Annotated in this window: 23 protein-coding genes; 11 read left to right on the forward strand and 12 right to left on the reverse strand. The window is 58.2% G+C overall.

Features of this window, described 5'->3' with window-relative positions; translation table 11 throughout:
- Positions 1 to 151 precede the first annotated feature (151 nt).
- From QMG46_RS02055 to QMG46_RS02065, 3 genes are all read left to right on the forward strand, one after another.
- The gene (locus QMG46_RS02055; protein WP_281852792.1) at positions 152 to 904 is read left to right on the forward strand and encodes an SDR family NAD(P)-dependent oxidoreductase; all 753 of its coding nucleotides are present in this window, start codon (positions 152 to 154) and stop codon (positions 902 to 904) included.
- Positions 905 to 1,000: 96 nt separating this feature from the next.
- Entirely contained in the window at positions 1,001 to 1,441 is a 441-nt protein-coding gene (locus tag QMG46_RS02060; RefSeq protein ID WP_281850778.1) for a nuclear transport factor 2 family protein, read from the forward strand.
- Between the two features lie 151 nt (positions 1,442 to 1,592).
- Positions 1,593 to 2,051: a tautomerase family protein gene (locus QMG46_RS02065; protein WP_281850779.1), complete on the forward strand. Its 459-nt coding sequence runs from the start codon at positions 1,593 to 1,595 to the stop codon at positions 2,049 to 2,051.
- A 202-nt stretch (positions 2,052 to 2,253) separates the two neighbouring features.
- Here the strand turns inward: QMG46_RS02065 and QMG46_RS02070 are convergent, their stop codons facing one another.
- Both QMG46_RS02070 and QMG46_RS02075 read right to left on the reverse strand, forming a co-directional pair.
- Positions 2,254 to 3,120 (reverse strand): type 1 glutamine amidotransferase domain-containing protein, encoded by an 867-nt coding sequence (locus tag QMG46_RS02070; RefSeq protein WP_281850780.1) that lies wholly within the window; start codon positions 3,118 to 3,120, stop codon positions 2,254 to 2,256.
- A 30-nt stretch (positions 3,121 to 3,150) separates the two neighbouring features.
- Complete coding sequence (locus QMG46_RS02075) at positions 3,151 to 3,960, reverse strand: SDR family NAD(P)-dependent oxidoreductase (protein WP_281850781.1); 810 nt, start codon at positions 3,958 to 3,960, stop codon at positions 3,151 to 3,153.
- A 600-nt stretch (positions 3,961 to 4,560) separates the two neighbouring features.
- On the opposite strand from QMG46_RS02075, the gene QMG46_RS02080 reads away from it, so the two are divergent.
- Positions 4,561 to 5,595: a sulfite exporter TauE/SafE family protein gene (locus tag QMG46_RS02080; protein WP_281850782.1), complete on the forward strand. Its 1,035-nt coding sequence runs from the start codon at positions 4,561 to 4,563 to the stop codon at positions 5,593 to 5,595.
- 19 nt (positions 5,596 to 5,614) lie between these two features.
- Here the strand turns inward: QMG46_RS02080 and QMG46_RS02085 are convergent, their stop codons facing one another.
- Positions 5,615 to 7,009 carry a PepSY-associated TM helix domain-containing protein gene (locus QMG46_RS02085; RefSeq protein WP_281850783.1) on the reverse strand — a complete coding sequence of 465 codons (1,395 nt, stop codon included), beginning with the start codon at positions 7,007 to 7,009 and terminating at the stop codon, positions 5,615 to 5,617.
- 232 nt (positions 7,010 to 7,241) lie between these two features.
- Positions 7,242 to 7,619 (reverse strand): DUF2946 domain-containing protein, encoded by a 378-nt coding sequence (locus tag QMG46_RS02090; protein WP_281850784.1) that lies wholly within the window; start codon positions 7,617 to 7,619, stop codon positions 7,242 to 7,244.
- A 171-nt stretch (positions 7,620 to 7,790) separates the two neighbouring features.
- On the opposite strand from QMG46_RS02090, the gene QMG46_RS02095 reads away from it, so the two are divergent.
- Together QMG46_RS02095 and QMG46_RS02100 are read left to right on the forward strand one after the other, a co-directional pair.
- On the forward strand, positions 7,791 to 8,375 hold the full coding sequence (locus QMG46_RS02095) for a DUF4124 domain-containing protein (protein ID WP_281850785.1): 585 nt from the start codon (positions 7,791 to 7,793) through the stop codon (positions 8,373 to 8,375).
- Between the two features lie 42 nt (positions 8,376 to 8,417).
- Entirely contained in the window at positions 8,418 to 8,888 is a 471-nt protein-coding gene (locus QMG46_RS02100) for a methyltransferase family protein (protein WP_281850786.1), read from the forward strand.
- Positions 8,889 to 8,924: 36 nt separating this feature from the next.
- Here QMG46_RS02100 and QMG46_RS02105 read toward each other — a convergent pair whose 3' ends face one another.
- A complete protein-coding gene (locus QMG46_RS02105) occupies positions 8,925 to 9,698 on the reverse strand; it encodes an SDR family NAD(P)-dependent oxidoreductase (protein ID WP_281850787.1) in 774 nt (257 codons plus the stop codon).
- Here QMG46_RS02105 and QMG46_RS02110 point away from each other — a divergent pair.
- Both QMG46_RS02110 and QMG46_RS02115 read left to right on the forward strand, forming a co-directional pair.
- On the forward strand, positions 9,689 to 10,726 hold the full coding sequence (locus QMG46_RS02110; protein WP_281850788.1) for a LysR family transcriptional regulator: 1,038 nt from the start codon (positions 9,689 to 9,691) through the stop codon (positions 10,724 to 10,726). The genes QMG46_RS02105 and QMG46_RS02110 overlap by 10 nt on opposite strands.
- A 151-nt stretch (positions 10,727 to 10,877) precedes the next feature.
- Complete coding sequence (locus QMG46_RS02115; RefSeq protein ID WP_281850789.1) at positions 10,878 to 11,168, forward strand: YsaB family lipoprotein; 291 nt, start codon at positions 10,878 to 10,880, stop codon at positions 11,166 to 11,168.
- An 83-nt stretch (positions 11,169 to 11,251) separates the two neighbouring features.
- On the opposite strand, the gene QMG46_RS02120 is transcribed toward QMG46_RS02115, so the two are convergent.
- From QMG46_RS02120 to QMG46_RS02135, 4 genes are all read right to left on the reverse strand, one after another.
- Complete coding sequence (locus QMG46_RS02120; protein ID WP_281850790.1) at positions 11,252 to 12,394, reverse strand: acyltransferase family protein; 1,143 nt, start codon at positions 12,392 to 12,394, stop codon at positions 11,252 to 11,254.
- A 719-nt stretch (positions 12,395 to 13,113) separates the two neighbouring features.
- The gene (locus QMG46_RS02125) at positions 13,114 to 13,581 is read right to left on the reverse strand and encodes a hypothetical protein (protein ID WP_281850791.1); all 468 of its coding nucleotides are present in this window, start codon (positions 13,579 to 13,581) and stop codon (positions 13,114 to 13,116) included.
- A gap of 93 nt (positions 13,582 to 13,674) precedes the next feature.
- Positions 13,675 to 14,208, reverse strand: coding sequence for a hypothetical protein (locus QMG46_RS02130; protein WP_281850792.1), 534 nt, complete (start codon positions 14,206 to 14,208; stop codon positions 13,675 to 13,677).
- A 403-nt stretch (positions 14,209 to 14,611) separates the two neighbouring features.
- A complete protein-coding gene (locus QMG46_RS02135) occupies positions 14,612 to 15,178 on the reverse strand; it encodes a RebB family R body protein (RefSeq protein WP_281850794.1) in 567 nt (188 codons plus the stop codon).
- Positions 15,179 to 15,656: 478 nt separating this feature from the next.
- Here QMG46_RS02135 and QMG46_RS02140 point away from each other — a divergent pair, with 478 nt between their 5' ends.
- Positions 15,657 to 16,034 (forward strand): hypothetical protein, encoded by a 378-nt coding sequence (locus QMG46_RS02140; RefSeq protein ID WP_281850796.1) that lies wholly within the window; start codon positions 15,657 to 15,659, stop codon positions 16,032 to 16,034.
- An 82-nt stretch (positions 16,035 to 16,116) separates the two neighbouring features.
- On the opposite strand, the gene QMG46_RS02145 is transcribed toward QMG46_RS02140, so the two are convergent.
- Entirely contained in the window at positions 16,117 to 17,286 is a 1,170-nt protein-coding gene (locus QMG46_RS02145; RefSeq protein WP_281850797.1) for a lactonase family protein, read from the reverse strand.
- Between the two features lie 319 nt (positions 17,287 to 17,605).
- Between QMG46_RS02145 and QMG46_RS02150 the strand changes: the two genes are divergently transcribed.
- A complete protein-coding gene (locus tag QMG46_RS02150) occupies positions 17,606 to 17,941 on the forward strand; it encodes a hypothetical protein (RefSeq protein WP_281850798.1) in 336 nt (111 codons plus the stop codon).
- A 127-nt stretch (positions 17,942 to 18,068) separates the two neighbouring features.
- On the opposite strand, the gene QMG46_RS02155 is transcribed toward QMG46_RS02150, so the two are convergent.
- Positions 18,069 to 18,392 (reverse strand): EF-hand domain-containing protein, encoded by a 324-nt coding sequence (locus QMG46_RS02155; RefSeq protein ID WP_281850800.1) that lies wholly within the window; start codon positions 18,390 to 18,392, stop codon positions 18,069 to 18,071.
- Positions 18,393 to 18,510: 118 nt separating this feature from the next.
- Positions 18,511 to 18,858 (reverse strand): hypothetical protein, encoded by a 348-nt coding sequence (locus QMG46_RS02160; protein ID WP_281850801.1) that lies wholly within the window; start codon positions 18,856 to 18,858, stop codon positions 18,511 to 18,513.
- A gap of 141 nt (positions 18,859 to 18,999) precedes the next feature.
- On the opposite strand from QMG46_RS02160, the gene QMG46_RS02165 reads away from it, so the two are divergent.
- Positions 19,000 to 20,994 carry a beta-L-arabinofuranosidase domain-containing protein gene (locus QMG46_RS02165; RefSeq protein WP_281850802.1) on the forward strand — a complete coding sequence of 665 codons (1,995 nt, stop codon included), beginning with the start codon at positions 19,000 to 19,002 and terminating at the stop codon, positions 20,992 to 20,994.
- The last annotated feature ends 11 nt before the right edge of the window (positions 20,995 to 21,005 follow it).

Consider the following 21,005-nt stretch of genomic DNA (forward strand, 5'->3'; position numbering starts at 1 on the left):
GACGATCAATCTCTCTCATCAATGGCTGAAAGGCGGCCGGGGTTCCGGCTGTTCAAAGAAAGCGTCATTGCGAGCATATAGTTGAGTGCTCAATTTATATTCTTGTCTAGCAAATCCCTTCCCCAAAACCATCGAAATATCGGAGAACACCATGTCACGACTTGCTGGAAAAATTGCCTTGATCACCGGCGGCAGCTCAGGTATCGGCCTCGCTGCTGCCAGAGCCTTTCTTGCTGAAGGCGCCGCCCGGGTTTACATCACGGGACGCCGAAGCGCAGAACTAAATGCGGCGGCCACCGCCCTTGGTGATCGCGTTATCGCCATACAAGGCGACGTGACCAACCAGGCGGATCTTGATCGCGTCATGGATCGTGTGGCATCGCAAGACGGAAAACTCGACATCGTCTTTGCGAACGCGGGTTTCGCTGCGCCTGCCGCGCTGGGCAGCCTGACGGACGATCACATCGACGGGTTGCTTGGCACCAACGTGAAAGGCGTGATCTGGACGGTGCAAAAGGCGTTGCCACTGATGCGTTCGGGCGGCTCGATCATCCTCACCTCGTCCATTGTCGGCAGCAAGGGTTTTGGTACGTGGAGCATCTACAGTGCCACCAAGGCCGCCGTGCGCTCGTTCGCCCGCACCTGGGCATCGGATCTTCGCGGTCAAAACATTCGCGTGAACGCGGTGAGTCCTGGAGTGATCGAAACACCTGCTTACGACAACATGTACGAATCGAAAGATCAGGCGCGTGGCTTCTTTGATTTCGCTGCAAGCATCACGCCGATGGCACGAACCGGTAGCGACGACGAAGTGGCGAAAGTGGTTGCCTTTCTTGCTTCTGATGACAGCAGCTTCGTCAACGCCAGCGAATTGTTCGTCGACGGCGGCATCGCCCAGATCTGATCGCCATTCCATTCTCCGCAACTGTTGCCGGGCTTCACGCCACCTCAGTGAAGAAGCTGGGGTGCGCGTGGCGGGTCCGCCAAAGAAGGTGACTGTATGCTGTCCGCACAAAACCTGCTGGAAGAATTCTTTGATTGCCTGAGCAAGCTCGATACCTCGGTGGATCGCTGCGTTGAGCTCTTTTCCGAGGACGGTGTTTGGGAGCTACCGTATTTTTCCAGCATTGGCATCGATCCTCAGTTTGCTGGGAAGGCGGCCATTCGTGGCGCACTTGAACTGCTGCGCTCGCGCTTCAGCGGGTTTACGTTTTCCAACATCCGTGTCTATGAGTTGAAGAACGACGCCGGCTTGTTCGCTGAATACCATTCCGACGCGTTCATCGACAGCACCACGCGCGTGTATGCGCAGGACTATGTCAGCCGTATCGTGGTGCAAGGTGGCCGTATCACGTTGCTGCGCGAGTATCTCAACATTATCTCCACCGCCCGGCTGCTATTACCCGGTGGGTTGGCTGGCGTCCCGGAGCCTCCGCTCTGACACATCGCCAGTCTGGCCCTATCGGAATGTGTTGCATGCCGCGTGACGACGACCAAGGCACTACCGACTTCACAGATCCGCAGAGACGAACACCCTGTGGGTTTTGCGTTTCTGACCATCTTCTGGCCACCTTTGACAACGAGGTTTCTCCATGCCGACCTATGTTTGTTCCGTGCCGCCCAAGCTCCTCACGCTTGCGCAGAAAAGCCAGATCGCACAGGCCATCAGTCGGCGGCATAGCGAAGCCACCGGCGCACCCTCTTTCTTTGTGCAGGTGGAAATCGAGGAAAGCGACAGCAATGTGCGCTTTCTCGGTGGCGCGCTATCGAACTCGCATATCTGGATACGAGGTGACATCCGCGCGGGGCGACCCGAGGCAACGCGTCGCGCGCTGATGCTTAGCATCATGCAAGATGTCAGCGATATCTCTGGGCTCGCCGCGCAGGATATCTGGATCTACCTGTGCAATCTCGAACCCACCGACATGGTGGAATTTGGTCACGTCTTGCCTTTACCGGGCGAAGAATCGGCGTGGTTCGGGGCGCTGCCCGAATCACTGCAGGCGTACATGATCGGTCTAGGTACGACCGGAAAAACCTTCGCGCTTTGAGATATTGGCACGCCGTAGCTGCCACTCGATATGGCGAATTGCGGCTCGACATCGCCGCGCGTTTGCCTGTCGTGCGGATGAGCGATACGTGATGCTTCATCGACTGCATAAGCAAGAAGTACGCTATCGTCTTGCGTGAAAACAGATGAAAAAAGCCGGGGCAGCACGCCCCGGCTCTTTCGGTCAAACGGTGTTGTGGTTTTTACTTGCGATGCGCCTTCAACTTGGCGACCAGGGTGTCACCAAATTCCGGTGCCGACATGGGTTGCTGGCCGGTGATCAACTCGCGGTCGACGATGACATTGCTGTGCCAGTTGGCGACCGTGTCGACGTGTGCGCCGGCTTCGGCAAGCGCGTTGACAGGATAGAACTGCACCGATCCACCCAAGCCAGCGGGGCCTTCCAGCTGCTGTTCTTCACCCGTGGAGAACACCGTGACGCGGTATCCCGCATACGGCCAGCCCTTGGCGAGCGAGTTGGCCTTGCCGTCGTTGGCGATCATGGAAGCGATGAAGGCATCCGGGTCGTTGAGTGCAGACAGCAGCACGATGGGGCCGTGGCAGATGATGCCGGTCGGGCGACCGGTGTCGTGGAAGCTGGTGAGGATCTTGCCGAGATTCTTGTCCTTCAGCAGGTCCACCATGGGCGCATGGCCGCCCGGAATAAACAGGCCGACGTAGCCGCCAGTACCTTCGGCTACTACCGAGGCGAGCGTCTTGGGATGCTTCAGCTGCGCAATACCTTGGGCGTACTTCAGCGCATCGGCACGAGCGGCATCGTCGCCGCCAAAAAACATCTTGTTGTTGGAGTTGGCATCCATCACCGGCTCATCGCCCCTCGGGTTGGCGATCACCGGCTCGTAGCCCGCTTCCAGCAGCTTGCGGAAGGGCACAACGAATTCGTTGAGGTAATAGCCGGTGGAGTAGCTCTTGCCGTCCTTCAAGTCCAGTTCGTGGGCGCTGGACATCACAACAAGAACCTTGCCTTTGGTTTGTGCCGCGGCGGTGGGTGACACCATGCCGGCTGTAGCGAGCGCGAGCACCGCAGCGCTCCATTTGAAAATGCTCATGATTGATTCCTCGATGGTTAGTTAGTTAATTCAAACGTTGATGTTTGCCGTCAGCGCGTAACGCGGTGCCGGTTTTGCATTGGAGAAACTTGAGGAGATGGCGCGACGCGCCTTTTCCCAGTCGAGCCATTCGTTGTTGTCGTGAAGGCTGGGAATGGTCACCAGCTCACCCATGTCCAGACCGGCCAGTGCGGCGTCGACCAGGTTTTCTGCGGACATGGTGCTTTGCGAGGTTTTCTGCGGCGCGTAGCCGGCCACATCCCAGAACTCGGTAGCCGTGGCCGCCGGCAGTACGGTCTGGATGCGCACGCCCTTGTTGGCAAGGTCACGTTGCAGCGCATGGCCAAAACTCAGCACGTAAGACTTCGATGCGCTGTAAACGCCGTTGAGGTTTTCCACGGCAATGGCAACAGCGGAACTGATGTTGACGATGGTGCCCGTACCCCTTGCGACAAAGCGCGGGGCGATGGCATAGGTGAGCCGAGTCAGCGCCGTGATGTTGAGCGAGATCATCGCCTCCATCTCATCGACGTTGTCCTGCAGCACCGAAGCAACGGAACCTATGCCCGCGTTGTTGACCAGCATGCTGATGCTGTCGTCGTCGCGCAGCGTCTTTTCGACGGCGGACAAACCGGCCTTGTCGTTGAGATCGGCGGCGATCACCTTCACGGCACGACCCGTGGCGGAAGTCAGGCGACCGGCAAGATCGTTGAGACGCTGGGCATTGCGGGCGACCAAAATCAGGTCATACCCCCGCCGGACGAGACGTTCGGCATAAATGGCACCAATGCCGGTGGAGGCGCCCGTGATAAGCGCAGTACCCTTGCTGGAGTGAGTCATGTCGTTTCTCTCAGGTTGGCCCGGCGACATGCCGGTGCTTGGACTGAATTCTGAGAACGACCGGCCATATCATCAATGTCGTACATGCAAGGATTTAGGACATTGGTGTCGGCGCCGGTTTGGGGCTCCCTTCGGGGCGCGGCAGGGCTCACCGCCATTCGACTTGGTCAGCGGGGAGCAGAGAGGACGAAGTTCTACGTCAGCGTGGTTCGGACGCCGAGCGGGGCGCGGGCAAAATCGCGTGCGGGATCTTTGGAGCTGAGAAGGCGCGGCCAGCTAATCTTCTGTAACGTCTGCTTTCGACCCAAAGCGGACCTTTCCACGCAACGATGAGGCCGCGCGATAAGGGGACGGGGGTAGTTAAATTCGCGTCTCTGTGATGCATTCCCGTTTAACTACCTCCTGCCCCTTTGCGCAAACTGCCGGGCAGCTCTTCAATCGAACACCGATGCCGTGAGAGTACCGGCACCACGCAGGCTCGTTACTTCTTACCCCGATCCACATCCGCCACACGAATCGTCATGATCCGAGTTCGGCGTGGTTAACGCCCGAGCCGATGCGATCATTTGATTTTGTAGTTGCTGTGCATGGATAGCGCCTATGGCTTTCTGGCTTCTGTTGTTGTTTCTATCGAGCATCGTCGCATTCACCATCAGCGCCATAAGCGGTGGCGGCGCGGGTTTGATGCTGTTGCCGATACTCCGCTTGGCGCTGCCCGCCGCACAGGTGCCCGCGGCACTGTCGATCGGTAGCACGGTCAGCTCCGCGTCTCGCATTGCGCTGTTCTTCGGCCACATTCATTGGCCCGTGGTGCGCTGGTTCGTCCCCGCGGCCATTCCCTGCGTCTGGCTCGGTGCCTGGTTGCTGACCTATGTGGAGCCGGCTTATCTCGAAGCGGTGCTCGGGCTTTTCCTGTTGGCCAACCTGCCGATGCTGCTGCGCTCCAAAGCAGCTTTGACTGCAACCACCGCATCGAAGCTGCCACGCTGGTTGCTGGCGCCGATCGGCGCCGCAGCGGGCTTTGTTTCCGGGCTGACAGGTGCGGTCGGCCTCATCTTCAATCGCTTTTATTTGCAGTACGGGCTGAGCAAAGAGCAGGTGATCGCCACCCGCGCCGCTAACGAAATCATTCTGCATCTGATCAAGCTGGTGCTGTATGGACTGTTCGGACTGTTGACGCCAGAAGTGTGGGCCATCGGCGGCAGCATCGGCGTGGCGGCCTTGCTCGCCACATGGATGGCGCGAAAGCTGCTGCCTTATCTGAGCGAATCGCTGTTCAAGCGCACCGGCTACGCGGCAATGGTGTTGTCGGGGGTATTGATGTGCGGCAACGCCGGTGCGGCCCTCGCTGATCGTCACCAGATCGCCCTGCAGACCAGCGGTACACGCCATGGTTTCCAGAGTCAGCTGGACTGGCAGGACGCGCGCATGACGCTGGAATTCAAATACAAGAAAGGCTTTGAATTCGAACAGGTCATCCCCTGGACCAGCCTCCCCGACGACCGCAAGGCGATGACCCTGGCCTGGATGGAAGCTGCCGATCGCGTCGTGGTCGAAGAGGTGCGCACCTTCAAAAAGCGCTCTTATGAGCTCTATGTTTATCGCGGCGACCAATTGAGTAAGCACAAGTTTTAACGCTTGAGCGAGACGAGCGCTACGACGATCCTCCTTCGGTGACGGCCAAGCCCAGGAAGTGCCGCGCTCCCGACCAGTGCCGCAACGCCACCCGTTCGACAATCAGCACGGTCAGCATCGAGGCGCCCAATAAGGGCAGGAAGATTCCCAGTAGCACCAAAAGGGCGACGAACACTCGGGGATGGCGGGCATCCGCATGCACCGGCGGGGCGCCAAGCACGCCATGAGGACGGCGGCGCCACCACATCACCACGGCACTAAGGCATGTCGTGATCAGCCCCAATGCCGTGAATGCGCTGAGGACCTGATTGAGTGGTGGGAACAGCGCGCCCTCATGGACGGCCACGCCGTAGCCAATCAAGCGATCTAATAACGGACGCTGGGCAAAATCTACGCGGCGGATGACCAAGCCGGATGACGGATCCAATGTCAGGTCGGCGCGTTGCGATCGATCGGCAGCATCGGAGCGTGCGGACCATTGCGTCTTCTTCATCGAGGGTGGTGCAATCAGCACCGGCGCGGCGATGTGCTGCGCGAGTACCGCCGGCAACACCCGATCCAAGACGGCCAGATCTACCGGGGTCGCATGCATATGCTCCATGCCTGCCATTCCGTGATGCATGGCGTGCTCGTCATCGGGTGGCGTGTTCTCGGCGGCAGCTTGCGCGCGTGCGTCGGCGCTGCCGATCGTCCAATCCTGCACCACGTGAGCATGTGTCCAGCTCTGGCGCGCATCCCGTAACAGACCACCCCAGGATTTCGCCCACGGCAAGCCCGACATCAACAGAAACAGTGCCAACAAGGACACCCACACGGCGGTAACGGCATGCAGGTCGCGCCAGAACACCCGACCGCGTTGGTTCAACCGCGGATAGAACACCCCAGCCAGTCGCCGACCACGCGGCCACCAGAGATAAAGGCCGGTGAGCAACATCAGAATCGTCCAGGAGGCGGCCAGCTCCACAACCATGGATCCGGCGCTGCCGAGCATCAGTTCGCCATGCAGATAGAAGATCACCCGCATAAACCGGTCGTTCTCGCTCACCACATGCAGCACACGCAACGAGGCCGGATCCACGTAGACACGGATGATCTCGCTGCCTCGACCGAGCAGCACCTGCGCAGCGGCCGTCGAAGAGCTGGGCACCTGATAAGCATTGAGCATGGTGCCTGGGACCGCTGCCAGCGCAGCAGCGACCTGAGCCGACGCCGGTTGCGCAGGCGCGTCGGCCACCTGGGCATAACGCTGTTCCAGCAAAGGCTCGATCTGAGGTTTGAACAAATAGATGAGCCCCGTACAGGCCAGCCACAGCACGAAGGGCAAACAGAAGAGACCGGCATAGAAATGCCAACGCCACAGCAGGCGATACCCACTCGACGAGGGGCGCATGGCGGCAAGAGCCGGAGTGTTCATGATCCCCTCCGAAGGGCATCGACTCGCATCGGACGAGAGCATCGCGGGAATACCTTGCACGCGTGTAGCGAAAGAGGAGCAAGGCCAATCAATATCAGCGCGGGAGCATGGCGCGCACGGGGATCAAACATGATCATCAAATCCGGAAGCCAGATGAAAAGCGAACGGCATGCAGCGCCGAAACCTCCGAAAGAGGTTCGACGTGACCGTCAAGGCATGTCAGGCGATGGGATCAGACGACCGGTGGGCCACGCGAGCGTTGGTCGAGCCACTCCGGGGCAGGCGCATGAGCGCCACGGAAGGCGATCGAGAAAGGAGCGGGGGGCAAGGGGAAGACAAGGAACGCCACGCCCGACGCCAGAGGCGGGCTGTGACCCATCAGGGTGCAGTAACTGCAGGCATCGCCGTCTGGCAAAACGGGATGCTCGGGCTCGCCAGGGTGCTGCGCATGAGCCGCGTGCTCGGGACAGTCGCTGACCAGGCCGGCAGCCTCATGGCCCTGCGACCACGCCACCCATGTACGGGAAACGGTGGGCGCAAAAACGATCAGGACCAGCGCGGTGAAGGCCAGCCATTTCACTAGAGCGTGTTGAGCCCGCTTATGGGTCACGACATCCCCGAACGGGCCAACTCTGGACCCAGGTCCAGACATCATGCCACGCCCTCGCCAGGTGGACAAAGCGCACGCCATGGCGAGATGTCACGGCCCGCCTGAGCATCCGCGCTGTGGCGCCGGATTGCTTGCTAGACTTCTTATCACTGCACGTATTGGGGGATGCGCATGCAAGCCAGGTTTTGGTCTCTCGTTCTTTTGGCCTTGATGGCCTCGGATGCGTGCGCGACGGATATCTACAAGTGCACCGGCAAGAACGGAACGGTTTCGTATGGGGATGCGCCCTGCCCTGGGCAGCAAGCGACCCTGTTGCACAAGGAGACGGCGTCAGAAGCCGCCAAAGCGAAACAGGAACGTATCTCCAATGCCCTCAATGGATTGCTCGAAACCGGCCATCTGGATGAAGCCAGATCCTTCGCCGCTGCAAATGGTGCTGACGCTCTCCTGCAAGAACGCATTGAAGCCAGGCGCAAGCGCGAGCAGGAAGAACACCAACAGGAAGTAACCAATGAGGCCGCGGCTCAACGTGCGCGCGCAGCGGCTGTGCAAAACCACGATCAAGTGTTGGCGCAGCAATTCCAGGCAGTGCTGCAGAAACAGGATGCCGAGGGAGAGCGCTATCGCGCCGCGCACTGGCAAGAGATGCGGGAAAAGGATCCTCTCAGGCTGGAGCGCGGCATAAACACGACGTACAACGCCGCCAAAAATCAGTGGTGCATGGTGGCCAATGACGGCTCTACGGTCTGTCATTGAGTTTGATCTGACCCGTTTGTTTTGGACGTACAAAAGGGCGCGATGATCACCGTTATCGCCAAAAGCATTCTGCACAACATCGGCGTTCTGCTGGTGTCGTTCCTGGTTGCCTACCTTGGCAGGGGTGCGGATGGACTCTTGGGCATAGCCTCTTTCTCCTCGACAGCTACGTGCATTGCAGGGTGTGTTCTCCTGGCCCTGGGGTTCTTCGTACGCACCTGGGCTGCGATCCATTTTTACCAGCACGGCTTGCGTGTGGTTTCGCTCGAGCCTCAAGCGATGCTCATCACTACCGGCCCCTACCGGTTTTCCCGAAATCCGCTTTATCTGGGCGGCAATGTATTCATGTTCGTTGGAGCAGCCCTGGCCCTTGGCTCCGTGATGGCCCTGGTCGTCACGGCTCTGCATCTTCCCTTGATAGACCGTTTCATCAGGCGCGAGGAAGTACAGCTGGAGCAAACGTTCGGCGAGGCGTTTGTAAACTACAAAAAGCGCACTCGCCGATGGTTATGAGCATGCTCAACAAGATGCTCTGACTGCTGCGACAAATCAGGCGATCGAATAACCGCCATCAACAAGCAGCCCATGCCCCGAGACAAATGAAGCGTCATCGGAAGCAAGGAATGCAACGACGTTGGCCACTTCCGCAGGAGAGCCAGCGCGACCAGGTACGGTCGATGCAGCAAATGCATCCTTCGCTTCCGCGCTCGGCCAGATGCGATCCTGGAATGGGGTGTCGATGATGCCCGGGTTTACCGCATTCACGCGGATCCCTTGCTTGAACAACTCGATCGACGCGGTCTTGATCAAGCCGAGCACCGCGTGCTTGCTGGCGATGTAGAGACCGGCGTTGGCAAAACCAATCACACCGCCCATCGAGGCGTTGTTGATGATGACGCCGCCGCCCTGCGCCAGCATGGCCTTGGCTTCATGCTTCATCGACCAGAACACACCACGCACATTGGCGTTGAAGATGGTGTCGTAAACCTCGTTGGACTGGTCGACGAAAGGTGTGAACTCGCCTTCGGTACCGGCGTTGTTGAAAGCGATATCGATACGGCCATAAGACTGAATAGTCCTGGCGACCAGGTCGATCACGTCCTCCTCCACGTTGATGTCGGCCACCACGGCAGTGGCTTCGTTTCCCTGGCGCTTGATCTCCTCGGCCAGGGCGTCGATTTCGGATTGGCGGCGGGCGCTCACGATGACCTTGGCGCCACGGCGCGCCAGCTCGATGGCTGCTGCCCGGCCGATTCCAGAACTGGCGCCGGTGACCAAGGCGACCTTTCCCGAGAGGGTTTTGTTTGCGATGGATGCGTTCATGGTTTATCTCCAGAATCAAAGGGTTGATGTCGAAGAACCGAGCCGGGATCAACCAGGCTTCTGTCCTTGGCCGCCATTCTGGTGACTTGAATTGCTGCGATAAAGTAAGCAATATTTCTTACTATGATGAGCTGCATTCACTAATGGAAAACACCGAGCTAAGCGAGCTCGCCGTCTTCGCAGCCGTTGCCCGACATCGAAGTTTTCGTCAGGCGGCGACGGAGCGAGGAACATCGGCGTCCGCCATCAGCCACTCGATTCGAAACCTCGAATCACGCGTGGGCGTGCGTCTCTTTCATCGCACAACGCGCAGCGTTTCGCTCACCGAAGCGGGCGAGATGCTTTTCTCCCGGCTCGAACCCGCATTGACGAATATGCACGCAGCCGTAGATCAGTTGAATTCGTTTCGAGCCACACCCTTTGGAACGATTCGCCTGAATGTTCCCAGCTCGCTCGCGCTCTACATACTTGGCGATGTCATACCGACGCTATTGGCAAACAACCCGGGGTTGAAGCTAGAGGTTGTCGCGACCGACTCGCTGGTGGATATCGTAGAGGGAGGGTTTGATGCGGGCATACGTCTTGGCGAAACGCTTTCCCAAGACATGATCGCCGTTCGTATCACATCGAAGTTTCGATTTACCGTGGTGGGATCGCCAGGCTACTTCCAGAGAAAACCGGCGCCGGTTACTCCGCACGATTTGCAGGAGCACGAATGCATTCGCTATGCCTTTCCTAGTGGAGCCATTTTTCATTGGGAATTCACCAAGGGAAGTGAATCCGTCCGGGTGGAAGTCGATGGTCCACTCACCGTCGATAGCCAGGAATTGATGGTGGCAGCCGCAACGCGTGGCGTCGGCCTTGCTTATGTCTGGGAAGATCGCGCCGCGCCCTATATCGCCGATGGCAGACTTCAATACTGCCTCGAAGATTGGTGCGGCACGGAGGAAAATCTCTTTCTCTATTTCCCCAGTCGAAAGCACCAATCCGCAGGGCTGAGAGCCCTCATCGACATGATGAAGGCCTAGAAACCCATAAAGCGCTGTTTCGTGGCTTAAAGTTATCCGATCCAGGCGCGTGAAACGCCCTATGCACGTGATTCATCCTGCCGCAAGGAATCGAAAGGCACACTCGCGCTGGCAATGATCCCGGCCTCGTGCCTCGTACGGAGATAAACCCATGCGCAACTCTGCCCTGTTCCTTGCTGCCTCCCTTGGGCTTGTCATGGCCTCGCACGCCCTCGCTTCCGATCGGCCCGATCCTGGCAAGCTGACGACCCACTGCCTGGATGCTGCAGCGAAAAAATTCGACGTGAAGAACGACTACATCCAACTCCAGCCGATTCAGGCCGCTGACGCCGGCTATTCGATTGCTGGTGTCGCCGATGCCGGCATGGACGGCAAGAAGAATTTCACCTGCCAGTTCGACAAGAAAGGCAAGTTGGCCAATCTCGTTCCCGAGAGCAAGTAAACCGGGACAGATGGCCGCGCGCACGGCGCGGCCATCTGTCGAGTGGCAGTGCCACAGGATCGCCCTGAGGCTTCAGAACGTTTCTAACTCTTGTACAAAGCGCTACCACGCATCGCCTCGGTTTCCAGCGAATGGGACGAAACGCCTCGCCCCAGAAACCATTGGCCAAACAGTCTCAGCGATGGCTTTTCCAGGAAATGGTAGCTGAGCAAAGCGATGCCCAGAGCGATCGCGATCATGGCTGCGGTGAGCCAAGTCGAACTCACCACGCCCACCCAACCGAGACGCGCAAATATCTCCGCCACCGCGGTGAACACCGCGAAGTGCCACAAGTAAATGGAGAATGACGCGTTGCCCAGGTATTGCAGCATACGGGGCATGATCCATCGCTGGGCAATTTCAAGCGCAATGATCTCGTAGATGAGGACCGCCGCCGGTATGCCCCAGCAGATCACGTGGAGACCATACGTACGCGAGATCGCCACCTGCACTCCCCAGTGCTCGACGCGGAGAGCGAATTCACTGGGCCTCATGAACCACGTGCCGATAGACAGCCAGATGACAGCGCCGACTAATAGCGCCGCATGGAACCGGTGGCCACCGCGTTCGACAAGTATCGCCACGGCGACGCCCAGCAGGAACTCCAGCACGATAGGGGCGAACACAAAATCCAGCGGCTTGCCCCAGGGGGACCACAAGTCCAACAGCGCCGCAGTCCCGACGATAGCGAACCAGATGGCCAGCCCTACCATCGCCCGCCTGGCGAACAAGAGCAGGCTAACCGCCGCTACCGCATAGAAGTAGACCTCGAAGGTCAGTGTCCAGGCGACGGGGACACGGTAGTTCGGCAGATTACCGACGAGCGCGAGCAACAAGGGCAGCCGCTCGGGCGGCGGCGTCATGGGCGCCGCCCACGCCACCCAAAGACACGATGCACCGAAGACGAACCAATAGAGCGGATAGATACGAATGATCCGCTTCATCGCGAAGGCATAGACCACCCGCCCCCTCCCCGCGGTATCCATGCTGGCGATCGATCGCTGCATCACCTGGTAGATGATGAAACCCGAGATCACGAAGAATATGTCCACGCCCATCGGCCCGAGGGACAGGAAGAACGGCCTGGCCCAGTGCGCGCGCATAGGCTCGAGGTTCTGAAAGCTATGGCACGAGATGACCAACAGCGCGGCGATCGCACGCATGCCCTGGATATTGCGGTAGCTCATGCCTCGTGATTTCCCTGGCCGCATGGAATGACTCAGGGTTAATACGGGTTTTCGCTCAGGGCGTTCAAAGTGAAGCTCATCTGTCTACGAATTGGGAGATAACAGGTTGCGAACCGTGTCGCCGCCCGAACAGATGGGGCCGGCCTCATCAACATCGGCCTGACCAATGTTCCAACCAACCCGGCCTCCCCCATGAAGGACTAGTTGCAACCAGTTATCGCCAAACGGGTGAGCTCTTCAACAACGCTGGCGACCACCGGGGCCTTCTCGTCAATCATCGAAATAGGGGTCCCCATCCAGGTAGAAGTCATACTTCTTGCTGAATCTGCGAAGGTTGCTCTCCACCGCGCCAATCGCGAGCTCCAAGGCCTGCAAACTGTCGCCGCCCGTTATTTCGTGCTCCCTTTCCGGGAGACCATGGAAACTCAAGATGCAGCTCGCGATGACCGAACTTTCGGATACCAAATATGGCTCACTGATACAAACTGTGACATCTTTTAGTGTCGAATCACCCTTGACCTTGTAAGTCAGTTGCCGAGTCGCGATTACGCGATGCGATGTTGAGCTCATCTCTAATCCAAACAGTGTTCAAAAAGGCTGCCAGCCGGGATGTCCCGCGCGCGCTCATAGCCGATGCTTTGGCCTCACTGACTGCATCGCCGCTTTTTCCAATCCCATGCCGCTCAAACGGGATTCGCTAGCCATACGATCACTGAGACTCACGATATCTCCAAGATGATCTTTCGCAGCGCCTCTCCATCCTCACTCGAAACCCTCATGGACAATTCAACATCGCCCGTATCCGTTTCCAAGACAACCCTTCTTTTTACATAGTCTCTGGACTTCGCCCTAAAGCGATGTTCTTTGACGACGACATCTGTAATAGATTCACGTTGTACTTTTTTGACATCGCCGAGCTTGAGCGGCCCCAGCATCTTCTGCACAACAACAACTTCAGGGCGCAGAAAGAGCATTTCCTTGGCAACTAGCTGCCAGACTATATATACGCCTCCACCCAAGAAATTCAGCATGAAAAATAAGCCCATGGCTGACGACGATTTCACTTCATGGCCTGGCGTTGGAATTTGCGCTGTGATCAATGTCAGCCAAGCGACCGTCACAGTGATGGAAACCCATCGCTGTGACGGTCGAACGACAACATTAAAGCCGTCATCGGATCGGATCACCCTGATTCCAGATACTCTTCTACCCATTTCCTGGCTGCCCAAGCTCTCGTTGTAAAGCCTTCGGATAGTTGACTGCCGTGGCGTGTGCCTCAATCAGTGAGCTTTGCCGAGACCATGACTGGCAACGTACTCGCACAGCACATCATCTTCGAAGGCGGCATTGCTGTCGCTGGGGACATAGATGACCAGCGGAAAACTCCCGCTGGCCGGCGTCGCCGCCGAGGTCGCGTGTACGGGTTGAGCGGCAATGGCCTGATAGCCGCTAAGCGGATTACTGCCCGCCCATCCATGGAGCTGACCCTCGATGACGCGCGGGATGATTGCTGATTCGTTTACGGGACCATCTTCGCTAGCGAGCAGCGCCAGATAGTCGCTGTACACCATCGGCTTACCGGCGGCACTAGCGGGATACCAAACCAGCACCTGCAAGGGACGCTCGTGCATGGCAGCGACGGAGAGTCCGGTTAGCGGATCGTGGCCATCGCCCCAGCTGCGGCTGCTATCGACCAGATGAACCACCTTGAAGCCGATCGCATGAGGCCCCCATGGCGCATCGAATTGCAATTGTCCTTGAGCGCAGACGCGCGAGGCGAACAGCAGCATGCACAACCATAGCCAGCGTGACATAAGCCTTCCTTGTCGCAGACATCAGAGGCGCGAGCGAACCTTGATCGGTCGAGCAAGCATGGGTCTGCTTCGCTTGCAGTTTGCTTTCCCCGACACATTGGCCGAATTGCGCCGTCCTACTCCGTGAAAAGTCTATCCATCTGTAACTAACTAATCTGTTGCACGAAATGTAAATCTTTGCTGATAGGACGGGACATTCAAGCCCACGTCGGGGGTTTCTCGGAACGCAGTTTTCATTAGCAATGCATCCGACGAGGTGCTTGCAGTACTCGGCCAGACGCTATCGAGACCCGCTCATTCGAGCGGGTTTCTTGCTATCCCAAAACACTTTCCACGCTCAGCCCCACCGCTCAGGTGCAGCCAAGTGTCACTTGAGTCAGCTAAGAGCTGCCCTTACGTTGCGCTAGAGCCCCTGGATCAACCCCAGAATTTTCTGATATTGCTCAAGTTGATCGGGTGCCTTGATCATGGCTGTCAACGCAGCCGCTATGGCTGCCTGCTTCACCATCGCCATGTTGTAATCCTGAGAGGCCATCTGCAATTCGCGTAAGGCGATGGCTACTGTGCTCATTATGATCCGTACCGCTTCAGACCATGAGCCAGCGCTCTCCAATCCGAGCTTGCTTGCCGATTCGACCGCTTGCGCGATGGCACCCATCGTAGCATCAGGCGCAGCTGTTGCCGCGAGCGCATTCGCTACGGCGGATACCTTGTCTCCATCTAACGGCATCGAACCATTCGGGTTGCCCATCGGCAGCAGAAGCATTGTTGCTTGCATTGTTGCCGATTGCGCCAGAATGTAACTCTGCTGCTGGGCATTGACGGCGCTTTGTACGGCGTTGGCCAGGGCATGTGCCACAGCCTGATAAATGGTCCCGAGTGCGTCGGCAGGCGTGTTGCCTGAAGGCTTGGTGTTGGTTGCCGTCACGGCATCGGTAATTTCATTGCTGGCAACTGGCGATATCGTCATAAGAGCCCCTGAGGTTAAGACAGCCGACTAAAATTTGTACCGTAATACACTTTTTCTAACTTATTTTCATCAAATAAGTAAACTACGGTCTTGGCTTTCCGGGCGTACGCTGCCCATGGAGCAGCGCTCATTTCCTGGGCATCCCGGATTCCTGTCATGTGTGTTTCGATCCGAAGCGGGCGCCGAAGCGATCTGACTAGAGGGTAGGTATGGCTGGCAAAGATGACGAGCGTCTTCGGACGGAATTACTACGCCTCAAATTCGGGATACTCGAAAAGTACGAGGGCCCAGACCCAGACTCAAGGAACATCAGGGATCTTCAACCGCCATTCTGCGATTTCTGCGCGAAGGCGCGTAATGAAGTTCAGGGGATGGTAGAAGGTAGAGGTGGGCACCTTCATATGTGCAACGAATGCGTGCTGGTGGCACATAAAATCCTTTTTTTCGACATCGATACCATCGATTCTCAGGAATAGAAATGAAGATATCAAAGATGCTCTTGATCTCCTTGCTCATCGCATCACAGCCAAGCATGGCCAGTGGGACACCTGACCCTGCAGAGCAAGCTGTTATCGTTCACTTTAATTATGGATCGACCGATCTCAAACCGCTCTTCGCACTGGAAGACAAACTCGAATCTGCCATCAAACAAGTCGGCGCTGGGGAGTTCGATGGCGACGAGGTCGCCGCGGATGGTCACGACGGTTATATCTATATGTACGGGCCAAGTGCGGACAAACTGCTCGATGCGATCAAACCTGTCCTTACATCCGCCCCATTTATGAAGAATGCCAAGGTGGTAAAGCGCTATGGGCCACCTGACGGAGCGACAAAGCAGACGGAGATCACTCTTTGATGTGAGATCCGGGCATGCATGAAAGCCCCACGCCATCCACTCGCGTGGCGTGAGGCTTGGCTCAGCTACTGTCTCGCCGGACTCAGAGCGCCAGACCTTGCATGCCGCTTGCTCCGGCGAAGACCGTCGTCTGGCCGACCTTGAATAGCTGACCTTCGGGCAAGATCAGATAGCTGTCCACGTCACCACCCAGGGAGTTGCCGACGTAGAGAAACAGCCCGTCTGGCGATACCTTCAAATCGGTAGGCGCCGCTCCGCTCTCCAACGTGGCTGCAACGCCGTTGCCGATCAGGGTGAGCGCGCCGTTCTCGCCGATGCGATACGCACTGATATCCCCTTTGCCCGCATTGGCGGTGAATGCATAGCGTCCCGACACTGCCAGCCAGCAAGCTGCGGCTTGTCCGTTGGCGATGTCGCTGGAGATCGCATGCAGTTGGCCATCGCGCGTCACGGAGTAAGAACTTGCTGCCGACCCTGCCGCTTCGCTGGTAATCAGGTGGCCACGCGCATCGAACGCAAAGCCAAACGGTTGTGGATCGTTCGATGGCGTGATGGCTGGGTCTTGAGCCAAATCGCCATGACGATCTACGGAAAACAGCTCAAACCAGCCCTTGGCAGAGGCATCCTTGACGGACACCGCCAACCATTGGCCATCGGGCGTCAACTGAAGTTGCGCTGGCGTCATCCCGACATTGGGCTGATTGCCCACCAGCGCCTGGTCCGTACCGATGACGCGGGTTTCGTTGGGCTCAGCCGTCAAATGTCCATTGGCGTTGAGTTCGAACACCGAAACGTTCGACGCGCCGGCCGAGTTCAACACATAAACCCGGTTTCCTCGCTGCGCCACGCTGACGGGATACGTGCCACCCGAGGCCCTTACATCGGTCAGGATCAACTGGCTGCCGCGGATAGCGAACACCGAAACCTGATTGCTGCCCGCGTTGGTGGCAAACAACCATCGACCGTCATCGCTTTTGATCAATGCATTCTGCGAACCAAGCGGATCAGGCGGCGGCGTAGTGGTACCCACACCTACGCCGGCACCACCAGTAGCCACTACCGCAACTTTATCGAGCCCGCCAAAGACGCTGCGCTTGAGCACCGCGACACTGTTGGCGTGAATATCGTTGGACATCACATAGACGTAAGGGGAATCCACACGCGGCAGCGCCGTAAATGATTGCGCATAGGCACTACCAGTCAAGCCGAGCGTGATCGCAACGCTGGCGGTAAGCAGTCGAAGGGATTGCATGGTCAGGTCTCCTTGGGCCAGGGGGGCCACATGAGACTTCGCCAACTATCTCGAGGTAGTTACCTCGCCGCTCCAGAAAGCCAAGAATCTCTGGTGTCGAATGAGTGTTTCCAGATAGAAACACTGTTATGTGACGTAACTCGCATTAAACCGGCCCGCCATAGGCGTGGTCACTTGCTCACGCCATCCGACATTTATGAAATGATGCTCGTTTCAACGGGCGACTTTAGGGGCTCTATCCTTGTCTTCACGCAGGGAATCTTTCGCACTGACTACTCACCGCTACAGGCGGCACCAAGAAATTGCTGGCGGTGGCTTCATGGTTTTTATGCTGACGATACCGGCAGTTTTTCTGCTGGACAAAAAATACATGCCAGCACTCATGATCGTCGCGCTGATAGGTTGGCTCACCGCCCTTGCCGCCGCTTTTACCGCGCCGTCGCTTCAATGCCCTGAATGCAATGAGTACATCAGCCGTACCAACGGCGACCATTGCCCGGCATGCGGCGATCAGCGCTTATCGGAACGCAGCTGGCTACGTGCCCGGGCATGCTCCAGTTGTGGGCAACAGCTGATCTATGGCAAAGGCGGGCGCCGCTTCAAGATCCGCTGCTGTATGCACTGTGGTACGCATCTGGATGCAAGAGGCCTGTAGAGCCGAGGGCTACATCGGGGACGTCCATCATCGATGAGGTCACATCCATTTTCTGAGCACCCGAAGACGCCCTCCACGGGTGCCCCCGATCTCTCCGCTACGCCGTGGACACAGACAGTGCGGCCTTTTAATGCCCAGCCGAAGAACTGGGCGGAGCTGCATGGCCACGCAATAAGTTGCTTTGGATAAAGGCACGTGTGTCTGCCTTGGTGACGTAACCTTTGTGGTCCGTATCGATTTCGTCAAAGTGCTTGGCTATTGCCGGCGTCGCTCCAGATTGCGCTTCTTCCCGGGTCAGCTTGCCATCGTGGTTTTTGTCGGCCACATCGAAGTTCTTCTCGATGCTCCTTACGCTATTGGTAAGTTGAGAAAGACCGGCTTGGGCGATCGACGCTGTGGACACTGCGCCAAGAACGGTACCAGTTACGATTGCGATTGCTAGACGACGCATGATGATCTCTCCGTTGGGAATAATCCCATCAAGGAATGCACGCAAGTGCGACACAGATCAGTTCATATGGCTCGCTTTGAATGTACTGGCTGAAAAGATCATCAGCCGCACTGTCCTGTTACTTGATTTGCTCGCGGACGACCACCCAGGGAGCGGCGATCAATGTGGTCACCAGCACAATGATCGCCAGGCGAAAAAGGCGACCGGAACTCTGTATGTCATAGCGCTTTGTCCACGCCCTGTGAAAGAGATCGACAGCGAACCAGGCACCGATTGCCGTCATCAGGGCGATGCAGATCGCTATCGCATCCGCGAGCCGTCGGCTACCAAAGAACGTGGTGGTGGTCTGCGCCAGCAATGCGCAGGCTGTCGAATAGGTAGCCACGTTTCCGGTGGTGCGCAGGAAATTAATGAACTCCTGCTGGAAATAGACTTTGAGATGGTTCGCTTGAGTGTCGTTTCGCATGGCGCGATCAAACCCCTTTGACCCGTTGGGCTTTTTTACATCAAAGCGCCGAAAAGAGAAACGTCCACATGGGGCCGAGGGGCTATAGTTGGCTATCAGTGACACGCTTCGACGACTAGCCTGGTAAGTGAGGTTTTCCGAATGCATGATTCGACTGCGCCTGGCCGCCGCAACTTTCTTCGAGCATCCGTACTCGGGGCAGTGACGTCATGGTTGCCGATGGAGGTGCTCGGTGCGGCAACGACTCCAGCCGCCGCCGTATTTCCGCCAGCGCCTCTCGCGCCGCAACCGTTTCAGCTGCTTCCCGCCGGCTCGATTCGCCCCTCGGGTTGGTTGCGTCGCCAGTTGGAAGTCCAGGCCGCAGGTCTCGGCGGCCGAGTGGACGAGACCTGGCCGGATCTAGGTCCCAACAGCGGATGGCTCGGCGGCAAGGGCGAGTCGTGGGAACGCGGCCCGTATTTTGTCGACGGCTTGCTGCCCCTGGCGTGGCAGCTCGATTCGCCCTCATTGAAGGCGAAGGCGCAGCGATTCATCGAGTGGACGCTCGAACATCCATGGCCCAACGGCATGTTCGGACCGAAAAGCAATGACGATTGGTGGCCGCGCATGGTCATGCTCAAGGCGCTGACGCAGTATCAGGAGCTGACGGGCGATGCGCGCGTGCTGCCCTTCATGACGCGCTACTTCCACTATCAGCTGGGCGCATTGCCGGAACGCCCGCTGCGCGATTGGGGCCGGATGCGCTGGCAAGACGAAGTGGCCTCCGTGCTCTGGCTGTATGCGCGTACGCAGGATCCAAAACTTCTTGAGCTGGCAGCATTGCTGAAGAAGCAGGGCTACGACTGGCAAGGCATGTACGCTGATTTTCCTTTCCGGGAAAAGACCGACGCGAAGTTGCTCGAAGCCAAGGGCGGCAAGGATGTCTTCATGGAGGACGACGGGCTGCAGGTACACGGCGTCAACGTCGCGCAGGCACTCAAGGCATCGCCGGTGTGGTCGTTGATCTCGCGCGACGCGAACGACCGCGCCGCCATCCATCACCAGCTCGCCATGCTCGACCGCTACCACGGCCTGGCCAATGGCATCTATTCCGCCGACGAGCATCTTGCCGGACGCAACCCATCGCAAGGCACCGAACTGTGCACGGTGGTGGAGGCGCTGTACTCGTTGGAGGTAGCGCTGGCGATCACCGGCGACGCCGCCCTGGGCGACCGGATCGAGCGTATCGCCTATAACGCATTACCGGGCGCCTTTACCGACGACATGTGGGCACACCAGTACGACCAGCAGCCCAACCAGGTGGAATGCAGCCTGCACCGCCGACCGTGGACGACCAACGGCCCCGAGGCAAACCTGTTCGGCCTCGATCCGCACTTTGGCTGCTGCACGGCCAACTTCCACCAAGGCTGGCCAAAGCTGACAGCAAGCTTGTGGATGGCCTGCGCGGACGGCGGCCTCGCCGCGACGGTCTACGCGCCCTGCCGCGTCAAAACGGTGGCGCGCGGAGTGTCCATCGAGATCGAACAAGACACCGACTATCCCTTCCGCAGCGACATCGCCATGACGATGCGGCCAGCATCCCCAGTGACGTTTCCTCTGCGTCTGCGCCTGCCAGCCTGGTGCCGCTCGCCATCATTGCGAATCAACGGCGAGCCGACGAAGGTGAACGCCGGAGAAGGCTTCCTTACGGTAGAACGTCAATGGACTGCGGGCGATACGATCCACTTGTCCTTTCCCGCCGAAGTCGTTACCGAAACGGGCTACAACGACTCGATAAGTTTCAGCCGCGGCCCGCTGGTGTTCTCGTTGCCGATTGGGGAAGCCTGGGTGAAGTGGCGCAAACGCGGTCTTACCAATGACTGGCAGGTGTACCCGACCTCACAGTGGAATTATGCCGTAAGTGCTGGCAGCGCCGTGGAGGAGCATCCGATCGGTGCGCTTCCTTTCGCTGGTGCGACACCGGCGGTGACGCTCACCGTGCAGGGGCGGCTTGTGGCATGGAAGGCGCAAGAGGGAGCCGCCGATCCTGTGCCCTTGAAGCCGGGGGTGGAGGATGAGCCGTACGCCACGTTGCGTCTGGTGCCTTACGCTGGTGCAAAGCTGCGCATCACTTCTTTTCCGGCGCTGACTTCTTGAAGTTGCTCTTG

This window comes from Dyella sp. GSA-30, assembly GCF_027924605.1.
Taxonomy (GTDB): Bacteria; Pseudomonadota; Gammaproteobacteria; order Xanthomonadales; family Rhodanobacteraceae; genus GSA-30.

Coding starts and splice junctions, on each gene's coding strand:
- QMG46_RS02055 (WP_281852792.1), top strand. CDS start 152: ATGTCACGACTTGCTGGAAAAATTGCCTTGATCACCGGCGGCAGCTCA.
- QMG46_RS02140 (WP_281850796.1), top strand. CDS start 15,657: ATGAAGATATCAAAGATGCTCTTGATCTCCTTGCTCATCGCATCACAG.
- QMG46_RS02120 (WP_281850790.1), bottom strand. CDS start 12,394: ATGAGCTACCGCAATATCCAGGGCATGCGTGCGATCGCCGCGCTGTTG.
- QMG46_RS02080 (WP_281850782.1), top strand. CDS start 4,561: ATGGCTTTCTGGCTTCTGTTGTTGTTTCTATCGAGCATCGTCGCATTC.
- QMG46_RS02135 (WP_281850794.1), bottom strand. CDS start 15,178: ATGACGATATCGCCAGTTGCCAGCAATGAAATTACCGATGCCGTGACG.
- QMG46_RS02100 (WP_281850786.1), top strand. CDS start 8,418: ATGATCACCGTTATCGCCAAAAGCATTCTGCACAACATCGGCGTTCTG.
- QMG46_RS02130 (WP_281850792.1), bottom strand. CDS start 14,208: ATGTCACGCTGGCTATGGTTGTGCATGCTGCTGTTCGCCTCGCGCGTC.
- QMG46_RS02075 (WP_281850781.1), bottom strand. CDS start 3,960: ATGACTCACTCCAGCAAGGGTACTGCGCTTATCACGGGCGCCTCCACC.
- QMG46_RS02105 (WP_281850787.1), bottom strand. CDS start 9,698: ATGAACGCATCCATCGCAAACAAAACCCTCTCGGGAAAGGTCGCCTTG.
- QMG46_RS02065 (WP_281850779.1), top strand. CDS start 1,593: ATGCCGACCTATGTTTGTTCCGTGCCGCCCAAGCTCCTCACGCTTGCG.
- QMG46_RS02060 (WP_281850778.1), top strand. CDS start 1,001: ATGCTGTCCGCACAAAACCTGCTGGAAGAATTCTTTGATTGCCTGAGC.
- QMG46_RS02155 (WP_281850800.1), bottom strand. CDS start 18,392: ATGCGTCGTCTAGCAATCGCAATCGTAACTGGTACCGTTCTTGGCGCA.
- QMG46_RS02145 (WP_281850797.1), bottom strand. CDS start 17,286: ATGCAATCCCTTCGACTGCTTACCGCCAGCGTTGCGATCACGCTCGGC.
- QMG46_RS02165 (WP_281850802.1), top strand. CDS start 19,000: ATGCATGATTCGACTGCGCCTGGCCGCCGCAACTTTCTTCGAGCATCC.
- QMG46_RS02095 (WP_281850785.1), top strand. CDS start 7,791: ATGCAAGCCAGGTTTTGGTCTCTCGTTCTTTTGGCCTTGATGGCCTCG.
- QMG46_RS02160 (WP_281850801.1), bottom strand. CDS start 18,858: ATGCGAAACGACACTCAAGCGAACCATCTCAAAGTCTATTTCCAGCAG.
- QMG46_RS02115 (WP_281850789.1), top strand. CDS start 10,878: ATGCGCAACTCTGCCCTGTTCCTTGCTGCCTCCCTTGGGCTTGTCATG.
- QMG46_RS02070 (WP_281850780.1), bottom strand. CDS start 3,120: ATGAGCATTTTCAAATGGAGCGCTGCGGTGCTCGCGCTCGCTACAGCC.
- QMG46_RS02085 (WP_281850783.1), bottom strand. CDS start 7,009: ATGAACACTCCGGCTCTTGCCGCCATGCGCCCCTCGTCGAGTGGGTAT.
- QMG46_RS02150 (WP_281850798.1), top strand. CDS start 17,606: ATGGTTTTTATGCTGACGATACCGGCAGTTTTTCTGCTGGACAAAAAA.
- QMG46_RS02110 (WP_281850788.1), top strand. CDS start 9,689: ATGCGTTCATGGTTTATCTCCAGAATCAAAGGGTTGATGTCGAAGAAC.